Annotated in this window: 16 protein-coding genes; 11 read left to right on the top strand and 5 right to left on the bottom strand. The window is 52.7% G+C overall.

All coding sequences use genetic code 11. The features are described 5' to 3' along the window. Positions 1-3: 3 nt before the first annotated feature. Positions 4-1,491 (top strand): tryptophan halogenase family protein, encoded by a 1,488-nt coding sequence (locus EYC87_RS00205; protein WP_279251072.1) that lies wholly within the window; start codon positions 4-6, stop codon positions 1,489-1,491. Positions 1,492-1,496: 5 nt separating this feature from the next. Next, positions 1,497-3,647, top strand: a complete 2,151-nt coding sequence (locus EYC87_RS00200; RefSeq protein ID WP_279251071.1) for a tetratricopeptide repeat protein — start codon at positions 1,497-1,499, stop codon at positions 3,645-3,647. 13 nt (positions 3,648-3,660) lie between these two features. Here EYC87_RS00200 and EYC87_RS00195 read toward each other — a convergent pair whose 3' ends face one another. Next, positions 3,661-4,071: an SxtJ family membrane protein gene (locus EYC87_RS00195; RefSeq protein ID WP_279251070.1), complete on the bottom strand. Its 411-nt coding sequence runs from the start codon at positions 4,069-4,071 to the stop codon at positions 3,661-3,663. A 5-nt stretch (positions 4,072-4,076) separates the two neighbouring features. Beyond that, positions 4,077-5,915, bottom strand: coding sequence for a carbamoyltransferase family protein (locus EYC87_RS00190; RefSeq protein WP_279251069.1), 1,839 nt, complete (start codon positions 5,913-5,915; stop codon positions 4,077-4,079). A gap of 94 nt (positions 5,916-6,009) precedes the next feature. Between EYC87_RS00190 and EYC87_RS00185 the strand changes: the two genes are divergently transcribed. Further along, positions 6,010-6,234 (top strand): DUF5989 family protein, encoded by a 225-nt coding sequence (locus EYC87_RS00185; protein WP_341474962.1) that lies wholly within the window; start codon positions 6,010-6,012, stop codon positions 6,232-6,234. 127 nt (positions 6,235-6,361) lie between these two features. Here the strand turns inward: EYC87_RS00185 and EYC87_RS00180 are convergent, their stop codons facing one another. After that, the gene (locus tag EYC87_RS00180) at positions 6,362-9,445 is read right to left on the bottom strand and encodes a glycoside hydrolase family 16 protein (protein ID WP_279251068.1); all 3,084 of its coding nucleotides are present in this window, start codon (positions 9,443-9,445) and stop codon (positions 6,362-6,364) included. Between the two features lie 386 nt (positions 9,446-9,831). Here EYC87_RS00180 and EYC87_RS00175 point away from each other — a divergent pair, with 386 nt between their 5' ends. Continuing rightward, positions 9,832-10,830, top strand: coding sequence for a hypothetical protein (locus EYC87_RS00175; protein WP_279251067.1), 999 nt, complete (start codon positions 9,832-9,834; stop codon positions 10,828-10,830). Positions 10,831-10,986: 156 nt separating this feature from the next. Here EYC87_RS00175 and EYC87_RS00170 read toward each other — a convergent pair whose 3' ends face one another. Beyond that, positions 10,987-14,430, bottom strand: coding sequence for a hypothetical protein (locus tag EYC87_RS00170; protein WP_279251066.1), 3,444 nt, complete (start codon positions 14,428-14,430; stop codon positions 10,987-10,989). Between the two features lie 446 nt (positions 14,431-14,876). Here EYC87_RS00170 and EYC87_RS00165 point away from each other — a divergent pair, with 446 nt between their 5' ends. The 7 genes from EYC87_RS00165 to EYC87_RS00135 all read left to right on the top strand — a co-directional run bounded on the left by EYC87_RS00165 (position 14,877) and on the right by EYC87_RS00135 (position 25,093). Continuing rightward, entirely contained in the window at positions 14,877-15,683 is an 807-nt protein-coding gene (locus EYC87_RS00165) for an IPTL-CTERM sorting domain-containing protein (protein ID WP_279251065.1), read from the top strand. Positions 15,684-16,024: 341 nt separating this feature from the next. Next, entirely contained in the window at positions 16,025-18,235 is a 2,211-nt protein-coding gene (gene bglX, locus EYC87_RS00160) for a beta-glucosidase BglX (protein ID WP_279251064.1), read from the top strand. Beyond that, positions 18,232-19,797 carry a sugar porter family MFS transporter gene (locus tag EYC87_RS00155; RefSeq protein WP_279251063.1) on the top strand — a complete coding sequence of 522 codons (1,566 nt, stop codon included), beginning with the start codon at positions 18,232-18,234 and terminating at the stop codon, positions 19,795-19,797. The genes bglX and EYC87_RS00155 overlap by 4 nt, the downstream gene beginning before the upstream one ends. Positions 19,798-19,870: 73 nt before the next feature. Continuing rightward, positions 19,871-21,733 (top strand): glycoside hydrolase family 3 protein, encoded by a 1,863-nt coding sequence (locus EYC87_RS00150; RefSeq protein ID WP_279251062.1) that lies wholly within the window; start codon positions 19,871-19,873, stop codon positions 21,731-21,733. A 15-nt stretch (positions 21,734-21,748) separates the two neighbouring features. Next, positions 21,749-22,705 carry a glucokinase gene (glk, locus tag EYC87_RS00145; RefSeq protein WP_279251061.1) on the top strand — a complete coding sequence of 319 codons (957 nt, stop codon included), beginning with the start codon at positions 21,749-21,751 and terminating at the stop codon, positions 22,703-22,705. A gap of 161 nt (positions 22,706-22,866) precedes the next feature. After that, complete coding sequence (locus tag EYC87_RS00140; protein WP_279251060.1) at positions 22,867-24,327, top strand: MFS transporter; 1,461 nt, start codon at positions 22,867-22,869, stop codon at positions 24,325-24,327. Positions 24,328-24,334: 7 nt separating this feature from the next. Beyond that, entirely contained in the window at positions 24,335-25,093 is a 759-nt protein-coding gene (locus EYC87_RS00135; RefSeq protein ID WP_279251059.1) for a sugar phosphate isomerase/epimerase family protein, read from the top strand. 441 nt (positions 25,094-25,534) lie between these two features. On the opposite strand, the gene EYC87_RS00130 is transcribed toward EYC87_RS00135, so the two are convergent. Further along, positions 25,535-26,041: a ferritin gene (locus EYC87_RS00130; protein ID WP_279251058.1), complete on the bottom strand. Its 507-nt coding sequence runs from the start codon at positions 26,039-26,041 to the stop codon at positions 25,535-25,537. Between the last annotated feature and the right edge of the window lie 48 nt (positions 26,042-26,089).

Raw genomic sequence — 26,089 nt, 5'->3', positions numbered from 1 at the left:
CAATTGCAAAACAAGAGTATTAAACGCGTAGTGATAGCCGGAGGTGGAACTGCAGGCTGGATGGCCGCTGCTGCCCTCTCCAAGCTGATCGGTAAACAACTGGACATCGCCCTGGTTGAGTCAGATGACATTCCAACCGTCGGTGTGGGCGAAGCCACCATACCCACCATTTTAACCATAAACCGGCTGCTACAAATTCCCGAGCCCGAATTTTTACAGGCCACACAAGGCACTTTCAAGCTTGGGATAGAGTTTGAAAACTGGCGAAAGCAAGGTCATCGTTACATTCACTCTTTCGGTGACACCGGACAGGGCTGCTGGGCAGCAGGCTTTCATCACTTTTGGCTCAAAGGCATGGAACGGGGCATTAGCAGCGATTACGGTGAATATTGTCCCGAGCTTAAAGCCGCAGAACAGTCCAAGTTCGCTATCCAGTCACAGAAAAAACTGAATTATGCCTATCATCTCGACGCTGGGCTTTATGGTCGCTTTCTTCGCAAAATTGCTGAACAACATGGTGTGCGAAGAATAGAAGGCAAGATCAGCGATGTGCAATGCAATACCGATGACGGTTATATCCAGAGTTTGAGACTGGAATCGGGTCAAGTTGTTGAGGGTGACCTCTTCATTGACTGCACGGGATTCAGAGCATTGCTTATAGAGCAGGCCTTGGAGAGTGGATTCGATGACTGGTCTCACTGGCTACCCTGTGACAGCGCACTGGCAGTGCAAACAGAATCCGTCGGCGAGGCAGTTCCGTATACGCGGTCTATTGCCCGCTGCTCAGGCTGGCAATGGCGCATACCGCTCCAGCATCGAGTGGGCAACGGATTTGTATATAGCTCGAAATACCTGTCGGACGATAAAGCAGAACAAATATTGTTAGACAATGTTGAGGGTGCACCTATTACCAAACCGCGCCCCATTAAATTTCGCACTGGCCAACGAAAGCAATACTGGAACAAGAACTGCATCGCTCTGGGTCTTTCCAGTGGATTCATTGAGCCACTTGAATCGACCAGCATTCATCTCATTCAGAATGGAATAATGTGGCTGCTATTGATGTTTCCGTTTCAGGGAATCACTAAGTCGGTAGTGAACGAATACAACGAAAAATTGCGGCGGGAAGCTGATTGCATCCGCGATTTTATAATTTTGCACTATCATGTGACGGAGCGCGACGACACGGATTTTTGGAACTATTGCCGGGAGATGTCAATTCCAGACAGCTTGCAGCATCGAATCGATCTGTTCAGGGAAACCGGCAGAGTGTTTAAACCGCAGGATGATGTGTTTGCAGAGAACTCATGGGTACAAGTAATGATGGGGCAGGGAATAACACCTGAGCAATATCATCCTATCGTGGATATGATGAGCGACGTTGAGCTCAAATCTTTCCTGCAGACCATCGAGAACAACGCGAAGAGCCTGGTTTCCCAGCTGCCCTCACACGCAGATTTCGTGGCCCACTATTGCAAGGCCGTCGGCTAGCTAATGTGAATAAGCGCAGCCCCAGGCCTGAGACAACATCGCTGATGTCGCGGGTAAAAACGTTCTTTTTCGGGCTAATTGCTGTCCTGGTGATACCCGCGCTTTTTTTCCTTGCACTGGAGCAGGGGTTAAAGCTCTTTGGGTATGACAAAAACTTTGATTACTTTGCCGAAATACAAGTCAACGGCCAATCCTATTATCAGGACAACCCGGTTTTTATAGAGCAGTTTTACCCCGCTTCTCTGAACATTACTCCGCTGGAGAATACATTTAGTGTCCAGCCCGACGACGGTACGGTTCGCGTCTTTGTTCTGGGCGGATCCGCCGCCAGGGGATTTCCCAATCCTGCCCACGGGTTTAGCAGACATCTGGAAGCTATGCTGAAGCAGGCGCTTCCATCCCGTCCAATTGAGGTCATCAACACAGCCATGACGGCTATCAATTCGCACGTGGTGTACGAAACCGCGCGGTCAATTCCAAAGGGCTCTGCGGATTTCGCTATCGTGCTTATGGGAAACAATGAGGTTATTGGCCCCTACGGTCCCGGCACCTTTAACCAGAACTTTCTGTCGAGTCTGAAAATGATACGGTCGCTGCAAGCGATCAAAAGATCCAGTATCGGTCAGGCCATGACCGACCTTGCTGCGGGCACTGGCGAACGCGATCACAAGCAGGAACTGAAGTGGAAAGGCATGCAGATGTTTACTAGTGAAAGTGTCGCGTTGAACGACCCTCGCCTGGAAACCGTTTACAGCCACTACCGACGTAATCTTATCGACATTGTTGCAACTCTTCAGGACAAGGGGGCCCACGTCATTGTTTCGACTGTTCCTGTCAACCTGCGCCACTCTGCGCCATTTTTATCCGCACAGAAAACTGATCTGCCAGCTGAAAAAATCACCCAATGGGAATCAGCACTGAGCCTGGCCAACGACAGTATGCTTGAGCGGAACTGGCCAGCGGCAATATCGCGCCTAAACACGGCAGCGTCCATCGACCCTAACTACGCTGAAACACAATTTCAGTTGGCGATTGCCTATGAGGCCATGGAAGATTATGGGCAAAGTGCCATACATCTGCAGAAAGCCCGGGATCTTGATAGCTTGAGATTCAGGGCTGACTCTCGCATTAACTCAATTGTTCGAGATGTCGCGTCGGAGTTTGACCAAAGCCCGCTCACCTTGGTCGACAACGACGCAGCTTTCGCGACACAGAGCCGTCCGGGACAACCAGGATGGAACCTGTTTCTTGAACACGTGCACTACGACTTTAGCGGCGACTACGTGCTAGCCCGCGAATTTTCTCGCGCCATTCTCAAAGATATGGGCGTAAACGGTTATCGTCTCCCCGGACAAGCAGTGGTCGCCAGCAGGATTGGCTATCCCAGCAATATGACGCTCAAAGTCATGGACCGTGTGGTTAACATGGTGAAGGCGCCGCCCTTTACAGGCCAAAGCAACCAGGCCGCTTTGATGCAGTTTATTGACGATAGAAAACGGCAGTCAGAGGCACAGTTGGGGTCGATTGCAGATCAAATTGAACGCAGGCAAGCAGTACTTCGCAGCGGCAAGGGCGACTGGCGCCTTCGCTACGAACTGGCGCACCTGCTCGAACATGTGGGTGACCAACAGGGCGCATCAGAACAGCTGAAGTTACTGTATATCGAATACCCCCACCACCGCGACAGCCAGATTATGCTGGCGAAAATGCTGCATAAGGACGGACAATATCAAGAGGAGTTGACCTACCTCGAAGCCGCGCTGGGCAATGCGCGCGGTGATGATGCGCTTATAGCGCAACTCAGAGGGTGGTTGGGTCTGGTCTACTTCAAACTGGGCGACGCCGAGAGCGCTACGAATTACCTCGAAGGTGTTACCGAGGACTATCAGGAACAAATTCACTACGTGCTGCAGGCCTATGCCACCCTAATTCGGTACTCGGATCAATCCGGCAGCGCCAGCGATGTTAAGCGTTACGCGGCCCAGGCCCAGCGGTATGGCAAAGGGGTAGTAGGGTCAGGTCGAGTGCAGGAGTATCCGACGCTTTATGCCAAAATGTCGCAGATTATGCGACTGGCAGGCGATCAGTCACAGGCAAAAACCTGGAAAGATATGCAACCCAGAAGGGCTCGCAAACAGCCGCCTGCAAACGGATAGTAATTCCACTGCACTAAAACGGATTCTCCATGTGATCGTTTGGCTTTGGCTGCGACTCAACTCGGTAGCTGCTGCATTCTTGTTCACAATTTCGGTTTAATGGGTCACTGCGAAACAGACGTGCAATCAGCCCTGTCGGAGTAATCACTCCGTAGTAAACAACCCCCAGGATCAAAGGCGTTGTGACCTTACTCAACAGCAGACCAAATTTCATCCAGATGCGATAAAAAGGCCGCAGCGTCATTGGCACCAACGCACCCCAAAGTCCCAGGCCGAGCAAAAACAGCCAGGGCCAGACTGGAAAACGTAGCGCCAGAAGCCATGGAAAAAACAATCCAAACAGGATGACCAAAATGGTTCCGAAGGTCAGCGCGAAATTCCGATAGCCTCTGCGGTCCAGCTCTTCAATCGGTGAGTTATTCATAAGCACTAGTCCAACTCAAACTGATTTTGCCAGTCGTCATCATTAGCCCAATCAGGTTGATCTCCCTTCGCGAGGACAAAGTTTCCTAACGCCAGATAATCCATTTCTGTGCGCATAAAGCATCGATAGGCATCCTCGGGTGTGCACACGATGGGTTCACCGCGGACGTTAAAAGACGTATTAACCAACACTGGACAATTCGTGATTTTTTCAAATTCATGCAGTAATGCCCAATAACCAGGATTGGTTTCCTGATGCACCGTTTGTACCCGAGCAGAGTAATCGACATGAGTGACCGCAGGTATTTCAGACCTCGCGACATGCAACTTTTCAATGCCAAACATTTGCTCCTGATCTCCTGAAATTGCAATACGTTTATTTTTTTGCAGCCCTGCAACCAGCAACATATAGGGACTGGGGCGATCCAATTCAAAGTAGTCCGACGCTTTTTCTGCCATTACGGATGGCGCAAAGGGCCTGAAAGACTCCCTGTACTTTATTTTCTGATTCATAACAGACTGCATGGTCTTACTGCGGGGGTCACCAAGAATTGAGCGACCTCCAAGGGCACGGGGCCCGAACTCCATTCGCCCCTGAAACCAACCCACTACTTTATCCTGGGTGAGCATCTGCGCGACCTGGCTATACAACCCTTCATCACTGAGCTGCCTGTATTGCGCGCCCACAGAATCCAGATAGGACCGAATATCGGTGTCAGAAAACGCCGGGCCCAGGTAGCCGCCACGCATGCTGTCGCCAGACTGGGACGTTCTGGGGTTTTTCAGATAGTTGTGCCATGCAGAATAAGCCACCCCCAGCGCACCCCCCGCATCGCCAGAGGCCGGCTGCACCCATATATCTTTAAACGGCCCCTCCCGCAGCAAGCGCCCGTTGGCCACACTATTGAGGGCTACACCTCCAGCCAGGCAAAGATAATCGACATCCATCTCACGATGCACCGTACTTGCCAGTTTCAGCACGACTGCCTCGGTCACTGCCTGAATTGAGGCGGCCATATTCATTTCGCGCTGCGTTAGCGGTGCCTCCGGTTGTCTGGGCGGGCCACCAAAAAGCGTATCAAAACGCCTATTAGTCATGGTCAGGCCATTCGCATAATCAAAATACTGCATGTCCATGCGAAACGTGCCGTCGTCTTTCAAGTGCAGCAGCTTCTCAAGAATCAGATCAGCATATTCTGGAACCCCGTAGGGCGCGAGACCCATGAGTTTGTACTCTCCCGAATTTACTTTGAAGCCAGTGTAGTAAGTAAACGCGGAGTAAAGCAGGCCAAGTGAGTGCGGAAAGTCAATTTGCCATACTGGTGTCAACGAGCTGCCTTCTCCGAGCCACACCGAAGTTGTAGCCCATTCGCCAACACCATCCATGCATAGCACCGCGGCCTTGTCATAGGGCGATGGATAGAAGGCAGAGGCTGCGTGGGACTCGTGATGTTCGCCGAACAACAGCTGGGGGACTTCTGTTTTCTTGCAGCCGGCAATCTGGGCCAGCTCTCGGCGCAACAGGTCTTTGAGGAAAAGTTTTTCTTTCAACCAAACTGGCATGGCGGTCAGGAATGATCGAAAACCAACAGGAGCATAAGCCAGGTATGTTTCCAACAACCTTTCGAACTTAAGCAGTGGTTTATCATAAAACGCGACGTAATCGATTGCGTCGAAACTTACATTGCCCTCCTCCAGGCAATACTGCAATGCCAGGGCTGGAAATTGAGCGTCGTGCTTCTTGCGGCTAAACCGCTCTTCCTGCGCCGCCGCAATAATTTCTCCATCACACAATAGCACAGCGGCACTATCGTGATAGTAGGCGGAAATAGCGAGGATATTCATGTTATGCAAGAGTTTCCTGAAAGGCTTGCAGGTGACGCAGTGCTTCGCAGAAGTATAGTCTGCCCAAAGCAGGTATCATACTCCGATCCCGACCTTGAATAGCAACTCATCGAGGCGCAATGGAATACTGAACCGCGGTTTAGCAATACTCGGAGCAAGTAGTTTGATACTCGAACTTATCAAAGACTTATGGGCCTTTCTGAAGCAGCGTAAGAAGTTGTGGTTAGCGCCGATCATACTGATCCTGTTAGTTCTTGGAATGCTGATCGTACTAACCCAGGGCTCAGCCATTGCGCCGTTTATTTATACCCTGTTTTAAACACAGTCGTTCTCGTCACCCATTAGACAGGCAAAAAAAAGCGCTTTCCTGCGTGGTGCAAAAAAGCGCTCATTATGCCGCAGTGTGCGACCGGCTATAAGCCCGTCGCAAACTGTTTAGTCAGCACCTAGTTTTTCACCAGTTTGTAGGTCCAGAAGACTCCGTCTCCCGCTTCAATACTCACGATCATAGTTCGATTGTTATCTTCGAATACGATGTTGTAAGTGATTGATGTGGGCACAGACACCGCAGGCAACTCACCATCGTTCACTGCCTTGGGCAGTCCGAGGTAAGACCCAAACCCATCCAGGGTCAGGGTGCCGGCGCCTTCATCATAGGACCAGGTGGTATCCGTCACACCATCATGGGGGAATACAGGCTCGCCACATTGCTCGGCATCAACGCCTTGCCATGGCTCCAACCAGGTGTCATCTCCCAGAATGTTGTTAAACGTTCCATCGCCGTTGAAGGCATAAGCATCATCAAAGTAGCACGCGCGGGCAGTGAGGCCGGCGTCATCGATAGCCCACCAGGAACCATCTCCGGGCTCGGGACCGACTGCCAGTGAACCCGCCTCAGAGGCGACTGCCCAGGTACCCTGTATCGGCGGCGGCTCTGGTGCATCACCGACCTTCACTAACTTGTAGCTCCACCAGACGCCATCACCAGCTTCTATATTGACCAACAGTGTATTGTTGTCTTCAAAGGTGACGGTATACGTGACCGAGGTCGGGACGGGCACCGCGGGCAGTTCGCCATCATTCACTGCCTTGGGCAGACCCAGGTAGGCACCGAACCCGTCGAGCGTGAGCGTACCGTCACCCTCATCATAGGACCAGGTGGCGTCGTTCATACCGTCGTGGGGGAACTCCGGTGTCCCACACTGTTCAGCGTCAACGCCCTGCCAGGGCTCCAACCAGGTGTCGTCACCGAGCACGTTCTGGAACGTACCGTCAGTGCCGAAGACATAGTCGTCATCGAAGTAACACTCCCTGGCGACCAGACCGGCTTCATCAATTGCCCACCAGGAGCCATCGCCCGGCTCAGGACCTACTCCCAGCGCGCCCTCTTCCAGGGCCACGCGCCAAGTGCCCGCAAGTTCAGGATCTCCCTCGGGCGGTTCTACATTCTCGGTTTTGATCAGCTCGAAGGTCCACCAGACGCCATCACCCGACTCAATCGAGAGCGTAGCGCTCACGCTGTCGCCGAATACGGCGTTATAGGTCACCGAGGTGGGAATCGCCACTGCTGGCAGTTCGCCGCCATTCACGGCCTTGGGCAGACCTGCGTAAGCTCCGTAGCCATCAATTGTAAGGGTGCCTGCGCCCTCGTCGTAAGACCAGGTAGCGTCGTCAGTCAAACCATCGTGCGGGAATACCGGTGCACCACACTGTTCGGCGTCAACGCCCTGCCAGGGTTCCAACCACGTATCTTCACCAAGTACGTTCTGGAAAGATCCATCGGTACCAAAAATGTAGTCATCGTTGTAGTAACAAGCGCGATCGACAACACCTGCATCATCAATTGCCCACCAGGAACCATCACCTGGCTCCGGTCCAACTCTCAGGGAGCCGGCTTCAGCACGGATTCTCCAGGTGCCTTCCCACTTGGGCGGGCCACCATCGGGTGGCAAGCCACCATCATCGCCCGGCGCACGGATGCCACAGCCGGTGGGGTGACCACATGCCAGCTCAATATTGTCCAGCTGGACATGGGCTGAGCTGGTCGGCTCGAATACGAACAGGCTAACAATTTTCTTGGTATTAATCGGGTTGAGACCTTCAGCGCGGCTGGCGATGATGTCATTCAGCTTTACGCTGATAGTGGTCCACTGATCACTGGGAAGATCTGCGACCTTCAGGTCGACGAAGCCCACAGCGGGGTAACCACTATCCATCTTGATCAGCAGAGAGCTGGCGGAATCAGTGCTCGCACTGTCTACATAAATATCAAACTTCAGCTCAGCGGCATGCAGTTCCCAAAAATTGGGATTGTTGCCCATGCCGTATAGCTCGACCGCATCTTCATCGACCGGATTGATAGAGATGTTGCCGGAATTGCTGGTTTGAACATCGATCACAGTACCGCGATCGGCATCACCGGAGCTCACCTCGGAAAATACCAGAGAGCCTTCATTATTCCAGAAAGAATTAACGGCCAGCTCACGTTCGCTGCCATCCCTGCCCGGAATAGTTCCAGCGGCATCCGTATACAGATCGAAACTGTCCTCGAAGGGCTCTTGAGCGTCAGGGGTCGGCAGAGTGCGATCCGCGTTTGAGTTACAGCCAACTCCATCGTCCTGATCGTAGCTGCAGCTGAAGACACGCACATAATCAATCACCATGTCTGAGGGAATCGATCCTGCATCCGGTGCCCCGGGCAAGTTGCCTCCCACGGCGAGGTTCAACAAAATATGGAAATCGACATCAAAGGGCGCAGCGCCAGCACCGTTCACATAACCCGTTTGCTGGTCGGCATAGTAATAGCTGTACCAGGTGTCCTTGGTAACGGTTTGATAGTGCTCACCGTTTACATACCAACGCAGCTCGTTGTTAGACCACTCGACTGCGTATTCGTTAAATTCACCCGATGGGTCGTCTGCGGGAATTGGGGCGCCACCTGCCGCTTGATTGAGCGGCCAGGGGAAACCGTAATGGACAGTGGCAAAGGTCCTCTCATTTTCAGTCGCAGGGTTGACCACTTCCATGATGTCCACTTCTCCCTGAGCGGCCCAAGTGGTGTAGGGAGAGTTCGTGGGCAGCATCCAGAACGCTGACCATAGGCCTTGCCCGGGGGCGGCCTGGATACGGGCTTCGATGCGTCCGTAGGTAAAATCAAACTTTTCAAACGTGCGAATCCGAGCGGACGTGTATGGATACCCGCCGACGTTTTCGGTACGAGCCGAGATTGTCATCAGGCCATCGACAACGGAAATATTCTCTGCCTGATACCACTGGAGCTCGTTGTTGCCCCAACCGGGAATGCCGTAATCTGAACCGTCACCTTTCTGGATGTCCCAGTTAGACAAATCCAGGCTGCTGCCATCGAACTCGTCACTCCAGACCATGGTCCATTCGTCTTCCGGTTCGGGATAAAACGGAGGGCTCTTTGGCGACTCCGCGCCTCCCCCACCGCCGCCACAGCCGACGATCAAGGCCGTGAGTGCCGGCAGCACAAGCCCGTGCTGCAATCTCTTGAACAGTTTGTACATTTATTATCTCCGCTGTCGAACTGTTGACTATTCTCACGATAACTTATCCTATAAAACCCTCATCGTTGTAAGTTAAAAGCGACATAAAGGGCTATAGATGGGATAAGATGGATTATCCCTCGCCACAGCCGGGAGAGACAAACTTAGCGCGCCTCATAGACGCGCAGCACTGACTCCTTCCCCTTAAATCAAAGCGTAATTGCCCTCGGCAAAAAATGAACACAGCTGTAGCCGAAGCTCCATACAAGGTAACGTACTAAAAAAGAAGCCGACTTACCGCACCCCAAGTCCCTTTCAGCGTTTTGTGCGGAATCTCGTCGTAAAACTTAAAGCAAAACCGTTTCATTTTGTTATCATCCGCGCCATTGCACTCGAGGATCACTCCTATGAACACACTTCTATTTCGTCTTCTGGCGGTTGCCACTGCTGTTTCGCTTCTTTCTGGCTGCTTCATACGAGTCAATACTGCCCCAGGCGGCGTCGTTGAAATTCAGTCCGGCAACTTCCCGACCTGTCAAAGCGATACTGAATGCGAAGACATTCCCGTGGTCGATTTTCTTTTTGACGAAACCTTTGTTGCTGTCGCGGACGAGGGCTACGACTTTGTGCGCTGGAAACAGGCTTCACTCCATTTCTACGGATGCTCTACCAACCCGGCGGCTCGGCTCTACACTGCCCCACTCGAAGACAGCACTCTCGCGGTTTTTTTGGAAAGAGAAGATGTAACCTTCTTGACCCCGGTATTCCGTTCCACAGGACCTGACGTGGACTACAGCTCTGGTTTCGAATGCAATGACATCACCAGCGAGGCCCTCGGGGACAACTGGGTGTCGTACGTTAATATATTTGAAGCCGACGGCTCCACCTATGTAGGGGGCTATGCGGTCGAGGGGGGAGCTCCCAACAGCGGAAATATCAGTGCATTGACGCTGAACGAAGGCGGTACTGATCAGTTCTTGCGACAACTCAACGTTTTTAGCAATTATGACAGCGAGTACAACGGCCAGTTACAGCACGAAAGAGGTCAATTTGTAGAGGTAAACGTCTATCAGGAGTACCGCTTAGGCGCTGAGGCCGCTGGCACTTATGTCTTCACCTTTGATGCAAAGCTACCTGGCGAGGGCGCCCTGACCGCCGCTTCTCAGGCTATTGCTTTTGCCAAGGTATTGGACCCGGAGAACAGCTATCAACCAACAGAACCTCCTGTCACTACAGACACCGGCACGCTGGGCACCACGTGGGAAACTCGCAGCATTGAGATTACATTGACCAGTGAAATGGCGGGCATGTTATTGCAGTTTGGATTCGCCAATACGGCTACAAACTATGATCCCACCGGGATAATTTACGACAATGTTAGCTTCAAGATTGTTTCGGAAGGCTAAATAGGCAGGATCGAAACGCCCCTACTGTTGATAACACTAGGGGCGTTCACATTAGCGCGGCGCGCTCAACGCTTTATTCTCTGCCAATCACCCGCCTTTGCATCCGACTGCTAGCGCAACGCTGTGCTATCCCGTCACTAAAGATACAGCTTTACATCAATCCCTTGCAGCCAGCAGCATGCTCGGTAAGAGCTCCAATTCAATGCGTTTTACGCGCCCATTCCTCGCAAACAAATCACTCGCGATCTGCTTGGGAATTTCAAGCTCCTGTAAATGCAGCGCCTCGTCATCAGCATCGATCAGAGTCAACGATACTGCTGAATCAACTAACCGATAGACAACGGGCACCTGCCAGCACGTAAATGCGAGCCCTCTTGCAGGCACCGCTATTTCCTGCCAAGCGCCCTCAGTATCGAGATAGCGGAAGGTGGTATCTTGTGCAATAAACTCGACCTCGCGCAGCAAGGCCACATCAAACTGCACCCTCCCCTCGGAGATGCGCACCCCCAATTCTCCAAAGCGAGTCAGAATCTCTTCCTTCACCTGCCCTGTCATGCCAGGCTGCTGAGCGCCAAGGTGCGCTGGTGTGTGTGAGTAGGGATCCGCCGGGAAGGCACCATAATCAGCGGGCGCCTTGTTAAAACCTATCCCCTTACGCACCCGATAATACAAATCCCCCAACGCCTTTACCGCCGCAGGATCTGACTGTTGGTCATAGGCGCTGAAGAAATTTTCCTGAATAGCCAGCATCAGCTTGGAAATCATATGCCAGTAAATGCTGCCCAAGCCCTCAAAGGCGAACATACCCCCCGAACGACCGGTAAACGCCCGATGGTGGAACACCCTCTCGTAAAGCTCCCTGATGCTCTCACGACTTGCTGGCACTTGTTGTGGGTAGTCGGCCTCCAGGTCATCCAGCAACTCATCAAGCGCGTTGATGTTGACCAGCCTTGGACTGAAACGCAGTGACGCTTCACCATCCGGTTCTGCAATACGATAGTCGCCGCTCGTGAGCATCGTTTCCAACAGGGCAGCAGCCTGCGCGTCTTCTCTAGGAAACAAATTCTTGTCCAGAAAACCGTCTACTTCCCTGTCGGGGTAGAGGAGAAACGAGTCTTCCCGGGCGGTATACATGGCGCTGTCGTAAAGCCGGTTCAGGACGTCAATCACCTCGACGGGATCCAGGGCACCAGAACTCAGAACGGCCACCTGCCCTTCCAACATGGGGTAGAGATGCTCGAACTGAATATCGCCCTGGCGCTGGTCTAGTAGGTTGTAGGCATGATAAAGGCCATCTTCGCGCAAGTTGTTCCTGATACTGCGGTCTACGACCTGAAGTGACCGCTGCAGCAACTCGTCCATGGTGTGCGGAGAAACCCCGCGCGCACCAGAAAAGCCCTCCTGCTCGTAGACCTTCAAGCGATAGTCGCCATAGGCCTCGCCCATGCGAGTCAGCATCTGCTGCCGATCCGCGGACGAAAACGCCGATTCAGCGGTGTCCTGCAGCACAGCAACAGCGCCCTGCAACCAGTCTGCCACCTCGTTCGACACCGTGACATCGGACGATTGTTGCGCAGTGATGTCTTGCATGAACAGCAGGTAGCGACGGAGATAATACAGGGTGACCATGGAGAGCCCATTACCCACCAGTGCGTTGTTGGCGTCATTCCATTCTGGCCTCTGCGTGTTCAGCCATATGCCACCGTCAATCACCAGGTTGCTAACTTTTGTGAGCAGCGTAACCAATAGCTTTTCGAGCAGCGTGACCTGGTACACCTGCCCGGATGCATCCAACACCAACTTACCGTCTGCGCCCATCGTTTCTACTCGGGACTCGATTGTGCGCGCCAGATCGGCATCAAAAACTACAGTACTTTTGGGGTCGGCCAGCAAATCCGCATAGGGCTTGATGCGGTAAGGCACATTGGCATAGCTGAACAAGGGCTTGTTGAGCAGCTCATTGAGACGATCGGGATGAAAGTTGCGCGACAATTCCAGCAGTTTCAGCAGGTAAATAATCTGGTGGTCGCCCCAGTAGCCAATGTAGCTCCAGGGATCCTCCGGGTCCTCTACTTCCCAATCTATGCCCGCGCTGGTCATCCGATAGGGATTGAACCCATCCACCGTGGAGGCGTTAACAAACTTGGCGATAACATTTTCTGTGAATGCAGGATAACTGAACAACAGCGCTTCCCAATTCTGGAAAATGTCTCGCCAATTGCCCTGATAAGTAAGCAACCGTTCGCCCTGCTCATCGCGCAAGCGGATCTCAAACAGGTTCCAGGGCCGGCTGGGGTCGCCGTGTCGCCTGCCAAAGGTAATAGGCAGGTACTCCATCGTCAGACGCATCAATTGCGGTTGGTTCAGGGCGCTCACGCACTCCAACAGCTCACCAACGTCGATGTTTTGTGGGAGCCGCTCAAGAAAGGACCGGTTTTGCTGGTAAACCTGGGCATTAAAGTGCCGTACGTGCCCTTGCAGGTGCTTGGCAGACACCTGGTACTGCTCGTCGGGTATGCCTCCCCGGAAGACATTGTAGAGAACGTTAGCGTAATGGTGTGTGGTCACTATTTCTTCAGAGGTGCACTGGTAGGCATCAGCCGATGCCATAATTTTTGCCAGGCTATCAGAGCCTGTGGCTACGTCCCGCGCCACTAAATTTGCAAGTGAATCCGGGTCAACTAACTCATTACGCAGCTGGGAGCACTCTGCCTGGCTAGACTCTGAGCCGATCACAAACTGCCAGTGGCTCGCACCGTCGCTAAGAAGATCAAGTTTGAAGTGTGCCAGGTAAGCGCCGCGGATACCGCGGATGGCCGGCTCCGTGCTAATCGGCTGACCTCGCTTAAACTGCTGAACTTGCGTTGCGCAAAGTAAAATACGAGGCTGTTCGCTGCCGAGGAAAAATACCGTATTGGCCCGCAGTGACTCCTTGGGCTCAGCGCGGTCGCTGATACCGGAAAAAAGCGTATAAAAGGCCAGGCCGGTGGCGGCATCGAGCTGGCTGAGCTTGTAGGCATCTACAAGATAGCTGGAATCAGTCTGTGTATGACGAGGCGTGCCCGCTGGCAGAATGTTCTGTATGCCATCGAGCACCTCAACATCGGTGGATGTTGCCCCCGTATTATGCAGGGTACAGCTACGCACAAAGCCAAAGCGCTCGCTGGTAGCCCAGGTATAGCGAAAACATAGCGAAAGGTCGTTGTTGATCTCCTCAAACACCAGTTTATTGCCGAGTTGGTTTCGATACAGATTACGACGAATTGCGTAATCCGAGCCTTTTTCTGTGTTGAATGGTTCCCAAAGCTGTGTCGTCCCTTCATTAACCACTCTCAACAGCGTTTTACAGCCGGTTTTTGCAGTGCTGTCGTAGATATTATCAACCGTGATATATGGAAATAACGCTGTTTCTGGCGAGATACGGCCCGCTGTCAAACCTCCATTTGAGGCGACAAACATCCAGTGATCGCTATCAGAGGCAAGGCTGATCAGAAACGGAGCCATATGGTCTACGTCATAGATCGCGTAATAACGTTCTCCATCGAGAGTGGTAAATTCGCCATTAGGGACAGCGTTATCGTTATGTTGACCTGGTGTCATATTTTTATTCTCTTGGTCTGCGCGGGCCTGAAAGGCCACCACTTTTACCCGTATTCAGCGACGGTATAGAGTACAGCAGTTGCTCTGGTGAACAATGAATGTGCGATAAGCCGGTTCGCCACTACGACCAGACGGCGCTGGTGACTGTGTGGGCAGGTGCGGCACCAAAACGGGCACTACATCAAACCATGCAACCAGGCGCAGAAATACCATTATTGAAGCGGTGATCTTGACGAATCGAACCCTGCTGTTCCTTACGCAAGGCCTATTACACCCTGCTTAATTCCTGTTGAACGCATCAATAGTCCGCCCTATCGAAAAACAACAGCCTATCGATGTCGATCATGTATGTTTAAGCCAAGGTAGTTTCGGCAGGGATTGTAGTGCTGCCGCGAGTTATTAATTTTGATTCATCTGTCTACTTCCTCTTTTTGGAGCTCATAATAATGGAAAGATTCTCTCGCAATGCACTGACAAGGGCCGTCATAGGCGCTGTTGCCGTGTCAACACTAACCCTCGCAGCGGTGCCAGCAACCGCACAGGTCCCAACAAGCATCTTCAATAACGTTTCCAACCTTAATGCTGCAGGCGACGGCGCAGGCAACTATGTCTACTCTGAGGTCTATACTGACCTGGGTCGTGGTGGTTTCTCGGGATCCGCTGGGTCCTGGACTCTCAGCCCGAACACAGGTTACTACGAGGATGTTTGCTTTGGGGCTGATCCAGATGGACTTGCGTTCTGGTGTCAGGGTAGCGGCGATACTGGTAGCGGCAACAAGTGGATACAAGCAATCATGACTAGCGACGAAGCAGTGCCCATCGGCCCCGGCGGCACCTACACCTTCACTGCATGCTCAGACACTTCTGGTTTGAGCGCACCCTACGTTGTGACAGAATCGTTTATCAAAGTACTGACAGACGGAGCCGCTAACGGCGACAATATATACAACGTAATAGGCGAAGTTTATGGAGCGGGTTCAGGGTCCACCGACCTGAGCATCGAGGTGCTTGGCGATATCAATGTGATTGTTCAAAAAGGCTTTACTTTTGAGGGTCCAAACGCCAATCCAGCAACCGCGGGCGACGCTGGCGCTGCGTCAGTCTCGGTTGGAGCGACTTGCCCCTCTGGGGGCGGTGGTTCAGGTGCGTCTGATCCTACAGCAGTACCTGTTCTTCCAATTTGGGGGATGGTTTTATTGACTGGCATTATGGGGCTCTTTGGTGCTCGTGCTGCGGGACGCAAGCGTAAGTAAATAGCCGACCAAGTGTTTGAACAAAGGGCGCCATAGGCGCCCTTTTTTTATTTCCCTACAACATTTGCGCGCTAAACGTGCCCTAACCCTGTCACCATGAGCTTTACGCAGTGCCTGGGACAAGAGAAATTGATTCAAATTATCAAAAGAGGGTGCACTATCCATATCGTTGCCGGACCATTTCATCTTAATGCCAGTCCACTTGGGCGTTTTTTAATGGTTCCGGCAATGCCATTGGCGGACCATAGGGTATTCGGGCAAGTGAACTCTATCCAGCATGAGCTGGCTACAATAATATTCGCCAAGCTCAGTCCCAGACAAGTCATTGGAGACACCTCTTTATGCCGCAGAGTTCCATCACGGCAAAACGCTCATATCCGCTAAGCAGCAGCGAAGCCAAAGCCTGCTCACTGCTAGAGCAAATGACCCTCGAAGAAAAGATCGGCCAAATGAGCCAGGTCAATGGCGGTGGCTGGAATCTCCATGATGCCATTCGCAATGGCCACATTGGTTCTGTGCTCAATGAAGTCGATGTTGAGAAGGTTAATGAGCTACAGCGAATTGCCATGCAAGAGAGCCGGTTGGGCATACCGCTATTGATAGGTCGCGATGTTATCCATGGTTTCAAAACTATATTTCCGATTCCCCTGGGCCAGGCCGCCAGCTGGGATCCGAAAGTCCTTGAGCAAGGCGCTGCCATTGCCGCAACCGAGGCAGCTTCCACCGGAGTTAACTGGACTTTTGCCCCGATGATCGATATCACGCGCGATCCACGCTGGGGCAGAATCGCCGAGAGTTTGGGTGAAGACCCATACCTGTGCGGCGTGCTCGGAGCGGCAATGGTGAGAGGATTTCAGGGCAACCAGCTCTCCGACTCAAACTCAATCGCCGCCTGCGCCAAGCACTTTGTCGGTTATGGTGCGGTGGAAGGCGGACTTGACTACAACACCGCCAATATCCCTGAAAATGAATTACGTAACGTCTACCTGCCCCCGTTCAAGCAGGCGCTGAATGCCGGTGTCGCTACCTTTATGGCCTCGTTTAGCGACCTGAACGGCGTACCCGCCGCCGGCAACGAGTTTTTAATGCGCCAGATACTGCGCGAAGAATGGTGCTTTAATGGTTTTGTCGTCAGTGACTGGGACGCTATTCGCGAACTGACTGTGCATGGCTTTACTGCCAATGACCGGGACGCTGTGCTCGAAGCAACCAATGCCGGCATTAACATGGAAATGGCCAGTTCTCTCTATAAAGACCATATCCCATCGCTGATAGCGGAAGGCAAAATCGAGGAAGCGGAACTGGATTCATTGGTTTTCGGCATTCTCAAACTAAAATTTGAGTTGGGTCTTTTTGACAATCCATATACCGACCCGGGACAATTCCCCCAACCGGTTAACCCGGATCACCTGCAGGCAGCCAGAGACGCCGCCGAACGCAGCTGTGTCCTGCTGAAAAACGATCACCAAATGCTCCCATTGTCACGAGATGCTTTGGGCTCTGTCGCAGTCATCGGCCCATTAGCCGACGACGGTTACGAACAACTTGGCACCTGGGTATTCGATGGTGAGGCGCATCATAGTCACACCTGCCTGCAGGCAGTCCACGACCTGGCTGGTGATGCATTTGAGGTGCGCTGGGCGAGCGGCATGTCGTCATCGCGTAGCCGCGACCATGACGGCCATCATGAAGCGGTCAAGATCGCTGCAGAGTCAGATGTGGCGATCATGTTCATGGGTGAAGAGTCCATTTTATCCGGTGAAGCGCACTGCCGAGCAGAAATCGACTTACCGGGCAGCCAGGAGGCCTTGATTAATGAGGTCGCTGCAACCGGCACTTCAATCGTGCTGGTAGTGATGGCGGGGCGCCCTCTCACCCTAGGCTCAGTTCTGGATAAAGTTTCAGCCATACTCTATGCCTGGCATCCGGGAACCATGGGTGGACCGGCGATTATCGACTTACTTTTTGGCGTAGCTATGCCGTCGGGTAAGCTGCCTGTGTCCTTTCCACGCTTGGTCGGCCAGGTACCTATTTATTACGCCCGCAAAAATACCGGCAGGCCGCCCAGTCATGAAAATATCACTCACATAGATGAGATTGATGGACGGGCTGCACAGACCTCGCTGGGCATGTCAGCCTTCCATCTGGACGCTGGTTTCACCCCCCAGTTTCCTTTTGGGTTCGGGCTGTCTTATACGCATTTTGACTATCGCGAATTTGAACGATCGGCTGAATCGATTGCTATGGGCGAGACAATTACACTGTCGGCAACTGTACAAAATTGCGGTAGCCGTGAAGCTGAAGAAGTCGTCCAGTTGTACATTCGCGACCTGGCTGGCAACGTCACCCGACCGGTAAGAGAGCTAAAGGGGTTTCGCCGCGTGCCGCTCGCGCCCGGCGAAAGCAAGCGCGTCAGCTTTGAAATCCATACCGACGAGCTTGCCTTTCACAACCGTAAGATGGAACTGGTCACCGAGCCCGGTGGCTTTCACGCCTGGATCGGCGGGGATTCCAACGCACATTTGTGGACTGAGTTCCAGATCCGAGAATGACTATAGCCGATAAAAAAATCACCATTCGTACCGCTTTGATCGCCGCATTAGGGGGCTTTCTCATGGGTTTCGATGCATCGGTAATAGCCGGTGTCGTCGGCTTCATTGAGCTGGAATTTTCTCTCAACAAAATCGAACTGGGTTGGTCAGTCGCTTCATTAGCATTGGCGGCTACTATCGCCATGTTGGTTGCCGGTCCCATGAGCGACCGCTATGGACGCAAGCCCATACTGCGTGCGGCGGCAGTCTTGTTTGCCATTTCCGCGTTAGCGTCGGCATTCGCCCCAAGCTTTTCGGCCCTGGTCATTGCTCGAATCATTGGCGGACTGGGCGTGGGTGCAGCGCTGATTATTGCCCCCATGTATATCGCTGAAATTGCACCCGCTGCTACTCGCGGACGCATGGTCTCGATTAATCAGTTAAATATTGTCATTGGCATTTCGGTGGCATTTTTCAGCAACTACGTGATTCTAAATCTAAGCCAGTCAGGCGCAGCGTGGACTGAGAGCGCAATGCTGGAGAGCCAAACCTGGCGTTGGATGCTGGGCATCGAGCTGATTCCAGCCGTATTGTACTTTTTCAGCCTCAGGTTTGTTCCCGAAAGCCCTCGCTGGCTAGCCATGCAGGGCAACAGCAACGAAGCCATGAAGGTGCTGCGCTTATTTAATGGCGCCGAGCAAGCAAAAACCGAGTTGAAGCTAATTACCCGCAGCCTCACCGCGGGCGCAGAGGCAGCTGTTGGCGGCTTCCGCAGCTTGCTTGAGCCGTCATTGCGCAAGGTGATGATGATAGGCCTGGTCGTCGCGATACTGCAGCAGATCACGGGGATAAACGCGGTATTTTTCTACGCACCGATGATCTTTGAACAGTCAGGTATTGGCACCGATGCATCCTTTATGCAGGCCGTTCTGGTCGGCCTGACCAACCTGGTCTTCACTATTGTAGCTATGACGCTGATCGACAAACTGGGCCGCAAGCCACTGCTGGTGTTCGGTGTGGCAGGCATGGCAGTCAGCATGCTTGTGCTGAGCTGGGGTTTTAGCCAGGCGAGTTATTCCATAGATTCAAGTTTACTTGCGGCCCTACCAGCTACCGCGGACCTACCTGCACTGAAGCCACTGACGGGAGTGACCTACGACACTGATCTGGCTTTTCGCGCGGCGCTCATTCAGCAGCTTGGCGAAGATGGCTTTTTAAAAATTGAATCCGAACTGTTGAGCAATGCGATCAACATCCAACCGGGGGTAATACTCGCCGGCATTCTGGGATTTGTTGCCTGCTTTGCAATATCGATCGGCCCCGTCATGTGGGTGCTTTTTTCTGAGCTTTTCCCCAATCGAGTTCGAGGTGTCGCCATTTCTATCGTGGGACTGGTAAATTCTGCGGTCAGTTTCCTGGTGCAATTATTATTTCCATGGCAGCTGGCTAATCTGGGTAACGCCTCGACGTTTCTGATGTACGGGATTTTTGCCCTGCTGGGACTCGGACTGGTGTTATGGCTATTGCCTGAAACTCGCGGAAAGACGCTCGAAGACCTGGAAACCAGTCTGGTAGGCCAGTGAAGATGAACAAGTCCGTATTACAAATACCTCTCGCACTCCATCGTTTATACCTTTAGTTAATGGCACTTGAAACATGAATCAATCAATCAACATCGCTCAGATGCGGCTCCCTATGAATACTGAACTGGAACAAAAAGTCGAGGCCTTACTGGGCAGAATGACACTGGCTCAAAAAATCGGCCAAATGGTGCAGACTGAGCGTATGGCGATAGAGCCAGAACAAGTGAAGGCTTTTCATATCGGCTCCGTGCTTAGTGGCGGCGGATCTTGCCCCGGCGACAACCAGGTCAACGACTGGGTTGATATGAACGACGCCTACTGGATGGCTTCCATGGAGGAAGATGATGAACACCTCGCCATTCCTGTGCTTTATGGCGTAGATGCCGTTCACGGCCACAACAATGTCAGTGGAGCTACAATTTTTCCCCACAATATCGGCCTGGGCGCAGCCAGAGACGAAGATTTATTAAACCGTATCGCGCAGGTGACAGCGAAAGAAATTCTCGCTACAGGCGTCGATTGGACATTTGCTCCTACCCTGGCTGTGGCTCGCAACAACCTGTGGGGTCGGACCTATGAGAGCTATTCAGAGGACCCTGACATTGTGGGCGCTTACTCGGGTGCGTTTGTCGATGGCTTGCAGGGCGATCTGGGAGATGACGCTGTTGTCGCCTGCGTAAAGCACTGGGTGGGCGATGGCGGCACCACCGAGGGCATCGACCAGGGTGACACCCGAATCAGCGAGTCTGAATTGGAAAGTGTGCATATCAAGCCTTACTACCCAGCGATCGACAACGGCGTACTCACCGTGATGGCTTCGTTTAACAGCTGGAACGGCGACAAATGCCATGGTCATAAATACCTGCTGAGTTACGTACTCAAGGAGCGAATGAGCTTCAACGGGTTCGTTATCTCCGATTGGGATGGCATCGACTACCTGTCAGAAAACTATTTTGAAGCCGTGGCCGCAGGCACCAACGCGGGCATTGATATGTTCATGGTCTCGGAGCACTGGCATCACTTTATTGATCACCTCACCCATCACGTAGTACAAGGCACCGTGCCCATGTCACGGATAGATGATGCTGTGCGACGTATTTTGCGGGTGAAATTTGCCTTTGGCCTGTTCGAGAAACCAAGGCCCAAAGCTCGTCCCTGGTCTAACGACCAGAGTTTCGGCAGTGAAGCTCATCGACAAATCGCCCGCGAAGCCGTGCGCAAATCTCTCGTATTGTTAAAAAATGAGCAACAGCTACTGCCTCTGGCGAAGAATCAGCGCATTCTGGTGGCTGGCAAAAACGCTGACAACATCGGTCATCAATGCGGCGGATTCACCATAGCCTGGCAAGGTACCTCTGGGAACGAGTTCGTCGTTGGCGGCACCTCTATCTGGCAAGGCATTCGTGATGTTGCCGCCGGGTCTGTTCTGAGTACAAATGGCACTGGCGAAGACGCAGATCCTGCGCTTCACGATGTTGCCGTAGTCGTTATTGGCGAAAAGCCTTACGCCGAAGGCATGGGCGACATACGGACCGGCGATGATGTGATTGTCCAGGCGGGCTCACAGATCAAGGGTCTGCTGAAAGTCCTTGAGCCCTATGGCGACACGCTCGTTCTTGCCGACTTACATCCTGAAGACCTGCAGACTATCACCAACATTACCTCGCGGGGCGTTCCGGTAGTTACTGTCATGCTTTCTGGACGACCGCTGGTGACCAACCAGGAGCTGTCAGCATCCACTGCATTCGTTGCTGCCTGGCTGCCAGGCTCGGAAGGTCAAGGCGTCGCAGATGTGTTGTTTGGCGACCATGACTTCTCCGGTAAGCTATCGTTTTCCTGGCCGCGCAGCGACAACAGGACATCGAATATTGGCGACGATGATTATCGTCCGTTATTCGCCTATGGCTACGGCCTTAGCGGTAACCAGGTCAACTAAGCAGAACCGACTTACATGCAGTCTTCAAAATATATTGTTGCGGATATCGGCGGTACCAACGCCCGCTTTGCCTCGGTAAATTCTGCTACCTGCCATTTGGCTAACGTGCAGGTTTTCCCTTGTGCAGAGTTTCCATTTTTACTGCAGGCAATTGAGGCATACATCGATAGCCAGGACACTAGCGTGCTCGAGGCAGTTTGCCTGGCCGTGGCTGGCCCTGTGGATACGGACCCCATCGACCTCCCCAACAATCATTGGACCTTCCGGCGGGAAGAGCTTGAAAGGTCGCTGGGTATTCCGGTTAAAGTCATCAACGATTTCAGCGCCCAGGTCCTGAGCATTGCCAACCTGGAGAGTACTGAGTTACGTCGCCTGGGATCGGCACGCCCAAAAGGTCAGGGAGTGACGGCGGTTATCGGCCCCGGCACCGGACTGGGCGTATCGGCGTTAATGCCCTCGGGAGATATTTTGCCCTCGGAGGCGGGTCATGTCGGATTCGCCCCCGCCGATTCACACCAGTCTGATCTGCTGGAAGTATTGCGCAAGCGCTACCGTAGAATATCTGCCGAGCGCATCCTGTCTGGACCGGGTCTTGCTAACCTATATTGGGCTAACTGCCATTTACAAGGGCAGTGCCGGGAGTTACCGGCCGCTGAAGTCACCGCTGGGGCACAGGCTAATGACCCAATCTGCCGCAAGACCATCGATGACTTCCTGGCGATTCTCGCAGCGTTTGCTGGTGACGTCGCCCTAATGACCGGTGCTAGCCGGGGAGTTTATATATCGGGCGGTATCGTGCCCAGAATGCTGGAATTTCTCGATGAAGATTGTTTTCTGGAGCACTTTCGGGCGAAGGGTCGCTTCCACGATTTCAATGCCTCCATACCGCTGGCAATCGTGCTGGCTGAGCAACCGGGTCTGCAGGGTTGCGCAAGAGCGCTAACACTCGAGGTGTGCGCTCCGGGCTCCTGAGCGACTTTTTGCCGACCCTACTGATCGCAGCAATAGTCCCACTGAACGACTTCGACTTGCAGAACAGCTCTGTGCTGCACACACTACCCGGTCCTATAATAATGGTTGCCCGCCGGTTCACCTAAACCTGTCCCGGACTGAGCATCTTCCCAAGGACCGATATGGCCACGGATCTGCACTACCAGACACCTGAACAAGACAGGGTGCCCCTGACCGAAAAGATCATTTACGGCATTGGTGCATTCGTCAACAATCTTCTGGCGGCGGCCATTGGCGGCATGAGCATCGTCCTCAACCTTGGGCTGGGCATGAACCCGGCGCTGGTGGGATTACTGGGTGCTTTGCCCCGATTGATCGACGCCTTCACTGATCCTCTGATGGGCTACATTTCCGACCAGACCCGATCTCGCTGGGGTAGGCGCAGACCTTATATTTTTGTGGGCGCGATATTAGCAAGCATCTCGTTCGCGCTCTTGTGGCAGCTACCCGAGGGAAAATCGGAGGACTACTATTTCTGGTTCTTCCTCATCGGCTCGCTAATTTTCTATCTCTTTTACACCATGTTCGCTACCCCTTGGGTGGCACTGGGTTACGAACTCACCCCCGACTACCACGAGCGAACCCGGGTCATGGCAGTGCAAAACTTCATGGGCCAGCTGGCGTACCTGGTATCGCCCTGGTTCCTCTGGATCATGCAGCATGAGGGTATGTTTGACGATCTTGCCAGCGGCGCCGCCGGGCTTGCCGTTGCAGTCGCAATCGCCGTCATGATTCTCGGGGTGTTGCCGGCCATTTTCTTACGCGAGCGATATCAGGACCTCGCTGGCGAGGAACTCAATGATGTGGCGACAGGCTTGTCCTCAATGGCCAGCCAGATTAAACAAAGAACCGGCGCTTTTTTACAGGGATTTGCAATGACCCTGAAATTTTCGCCCTTTCTCAAACTGTGCGCCGCCACGTTCCTGGTATTTAATGGCTTCATGATGGTGGCGTCGTTTCAGTCTTACATCATCATTTATTACATCTTTGGTGGAGATCAGGAACTGGGCGCGGAATATGCGGGTTGGTCTGGTACCGTCTCTGCATTTGGGACTTTCTTTGTCATATTTTTCATCAGCTGGCTTTCAACGCTGATAGGCAAACGCCGCGCATTTTTTGTGGCAGTAGGCGTTTCAATGTTTGGTTATGCGCTGAAATGGATCTGCTACGATCCGCGCTATCCATTGCTGCTGCTACTTCCAGCGCCTTTTATCGCCTTCGGCCTCGGGGGATTATTTACCTTGATGGGTTCAATGATCGCTGACGTCTGCGACATGGACGAGCTGCAAAGCCACGAGAGAAGAGAAGGCATGTTTGGCTCTATTTACTGGTGGGTAGTTAAACTTGGCATGGCCGCCGCGTTGGCTATTGGCGGTGTATTGCTCAACGCCACCGGCTTTGACGTTGCTCTCGGTGGTGAGCAGTCCAGCCAGACTTTAATCTACATGCGTTTGTTTGACGTTCTTGTTCCAGTGGTTTCTTCTGCAGTGGCCATCTGGTTGATTGCCTCCTATCCCATCACTGAAAAAGTAGCAGCCAACGTTCGCGATGAACTTGAACGAAGGCGTGGTACGGTTTCCTGAGCAGTAAATGACTCTCTCGCAATTATCACCAGCGATAGGTCTGCAACTTTATACGCTAAGGGAACTGATGCAACAGGACCTGCCGGGAACCCTGGCAGCTGTCGCGGCAATGGGCTACAAAAACGTTGAGTTTGCGGGCTACTTTAAGCACCCGCCTGCGCACATATCGAAGCTTTTGGATCAACAGGGATTAAGCGCACCGTCGGCGCATGTGGCGCCACATCGCTTGTTACATCGCCCGGAACTGGCGCTTGACGAAGCAGCTGAGGCGGGTCATAAATACCTTGTTCTGGCATGGTGGGAAGAAACCCTTCGCACCGAAAATGGGTACTACCAACTGGCCGACCTTCTCAATGATGTCGGACAGTTAGCCCAGACCCGAGGCCTCAAGCTCGCATACCACAACCATGATTTCGAGTTTTCAGCTCTCTCAAATTTTACTCCCTACGATTTCCTGCTTGCGCAGACTAACCCGGATTACGTGTGTTACGAACTGGACCTTTACTGGGCGGTTCATGCGGGCAGGAATCCAATGGACTTGTTTGTCGAGCATCCCGGTCGTTTTGCACTACTTCATGCCAAGGATATGGACTCAAGTGGTGGCGAAACCGATATAGGCAATGGACAAATCGACTTTGCCAAATTGCTGGGACATCTGCCTCTGGACGCTGTTCAATACCTGTTTGTAGAACGCGACGAACCGGAGGCGGCACTGGCGTCGGCCGCCCTGGGCCTGAGCAGATTGAATGAGATACTGAACCCTTAATCTTGGGCAAAAAAAAGGCGGGATGGTAAAAACCAACCCGCCCGTCAAAGTCCCGCCAGGGACACACAAAACAAAAACGTCGGGACCGCATGCCCAACAACCTTAGAATCTCACCGCTAGGCAGTGATAGAAAGGGTAATGCGGCATGCTGGACTGTTTACAAGTTAAGAGGGAATGCAGGGTTCAATAATCCTTGAAAGGCTGATTATTAAGAAACTAGCCTTCTCCACCACGGCCACCGCTTTTTCAGGCCCTGTTGATCTATTATCGCCGGCAAAACTGCAGATCGCAGGTCAGTAATTGTGTGATCGAGAGACTTTCGCTGCGCTCCCTGCGCTCCCTGATGCGCAACCTGCCCATAAATATCACTGGCGATGGGTGAGGAACGAGGAACCGTGATAGTGCGAGAAAAATCAGCACTAGATCCGCAAAGAAGTTTTCTTAGACGACAGCCTTGGGCGCAGCTCGTGAGCCCAGTTCGTTGTCGATCATCAGCAATCCGTAGCCATCTTCCTTCACCAGCTTCAGCTTGGAAATGATCTCTCCTACGGTAGATTCCTCCTCCACCTGCTCATTCACAAACCACTGCAATAAATTATAAGTGGCATGATCTTTTTCTTTCAGCGCCTGATCGCTGAGGTTATTGAGCTTGGCGGTCATGGCCTGCTCATGAGCTAATGATGCTTTAAAAACATCGAGAATCTTGCCGAACTCGCTGGGTGGCTGGGGGATCTCCTTAAGCACCACGTGTGCACCCTGCTCTATCAGGTAGTTATAAATTTTAGTGGCATGCATTTGCTCTTCTTCATACTGCTGCTTGAGCCAGTTGGCCGCGCCATTAAAATCAATATGTGCGCAGTAAGCAGACATCGCGAGGTAGAGATAGGCAGAGTAGAATTCATCATTAAGCTGCTTATACAGCGCTTTCTGCATTTGTTCAGAGATCATGAGCAAACCTTGTTGAATTGGTTCGCCCATTCTATTGAAGGGCGGCAG

The sequence above is a fragment of the Candidatus Seongchinamella marina genome, from assembly GCF_026262685.1.
In the GTDB taxonomy this organism is placed as follows: Bacteria; Pseudomonadota; Gammaproteobacteria; order Pseudomonadales; family Halieaceae; genus Halioglobus; species Halioglobus marinus.
Note: the sequence above shows the minus strand (reverse complement) of the source record. Positions and strands in the feature narration are given on the sequence as shown.

Excerpts from the sequence above, each read along its gene's own strand:
- EYC87_RS00195 (WP_279251070.1), bottom strand. The coding sequence starts at position 4,071 with ATGAATAACTCACCGATTGAAGAGCTGGACCGCAGAGGCTATCGGAAT.
- EYC87_RS00190 (WP_279251069.1), bottom strand. The coding sequence starts at position 5,915 with ATGAATATCCTCGCTATTTCCGCCTACTATCACGATAGTGCCGCTGTG.
- EYC87_RS00180 (WP_279251068.1), bottom strand. The coding sequence starts at position 9,445 with ATGTACAAACTGTTCAAGAGATTGCAGCACGGGCTTGTGCTGCCGGCA.
- EYC87_RS00175 (WP_279251067.1), top strand. The coding sequence starts at position 9,832 with ATGAACACACTTCTATTTCGTCTTCTGGCGGTTGCCACTGCTGTTTCG.
- EYC87_RS00170 (WP_279251066.1), bottom strand. The coding sequence starts at position 14,430 with ATGACACCAGGTCAACATAACGATAACGCTGTCCCTAATGGCGAATTT.
- EYC87_RS00165 (WP_279251065.1), top strand. The coding sequence starts at position 14,877 with ATGGAAAGATTCTCTCGCAATGCACTGACAAGGGCCGTCATAGGCGCT.
- bglX (WP_279251064.1), top strand. The coding sequence starts at position 16,025 with ATGCCGCAGAGTTCCATCACGGCAAAACGCTCATATCCGCTAAGCAGC.
- EYC87_RS00155 (WP_279251063.1), top strand. The coding sequence starts at position 18,232 with ATGACTATAGCCGATAAAAAAATCACCATTCGTACCGCTTTGATCGCC.
- EYC87_RS00150 (WP_279251062.1), top strand. The coding sequence starts at position 19,871 with ATGAATCAATCAATCAACATCGCTCAGATGCGGCTCCCTATGAATACT.
- glk (WP_279251061.1), top strand. The coding sequence starts at position 21,749 with ATGCAGTCTTCAAAATATATTGTTGCGGATATCGGCGGTACCAACGCC.
- EYC87_RS00140 (WP_279251060.1), top strand. The coding sequence starts at position 22,867 with ATGGCCACGGATCTGCACTACCAGACACCTGAACAAGACAGGGTGCCC.
- EYC87_RS00135 (WP_279251059.1), top strand. The coding sequence starts at position 24,335 with ATGACTCTCTCGCAATTATCACCAGCGATAGGTCTGCAACTTTATACG.
- EYC87_RS00130 (WP_279251058.1), bottom strand. The coding sequence starts at position 26,041 with ATGATCTCTGAACAAATGCAGAAAGCGCTGTATAAGCAGCTTAATGAT.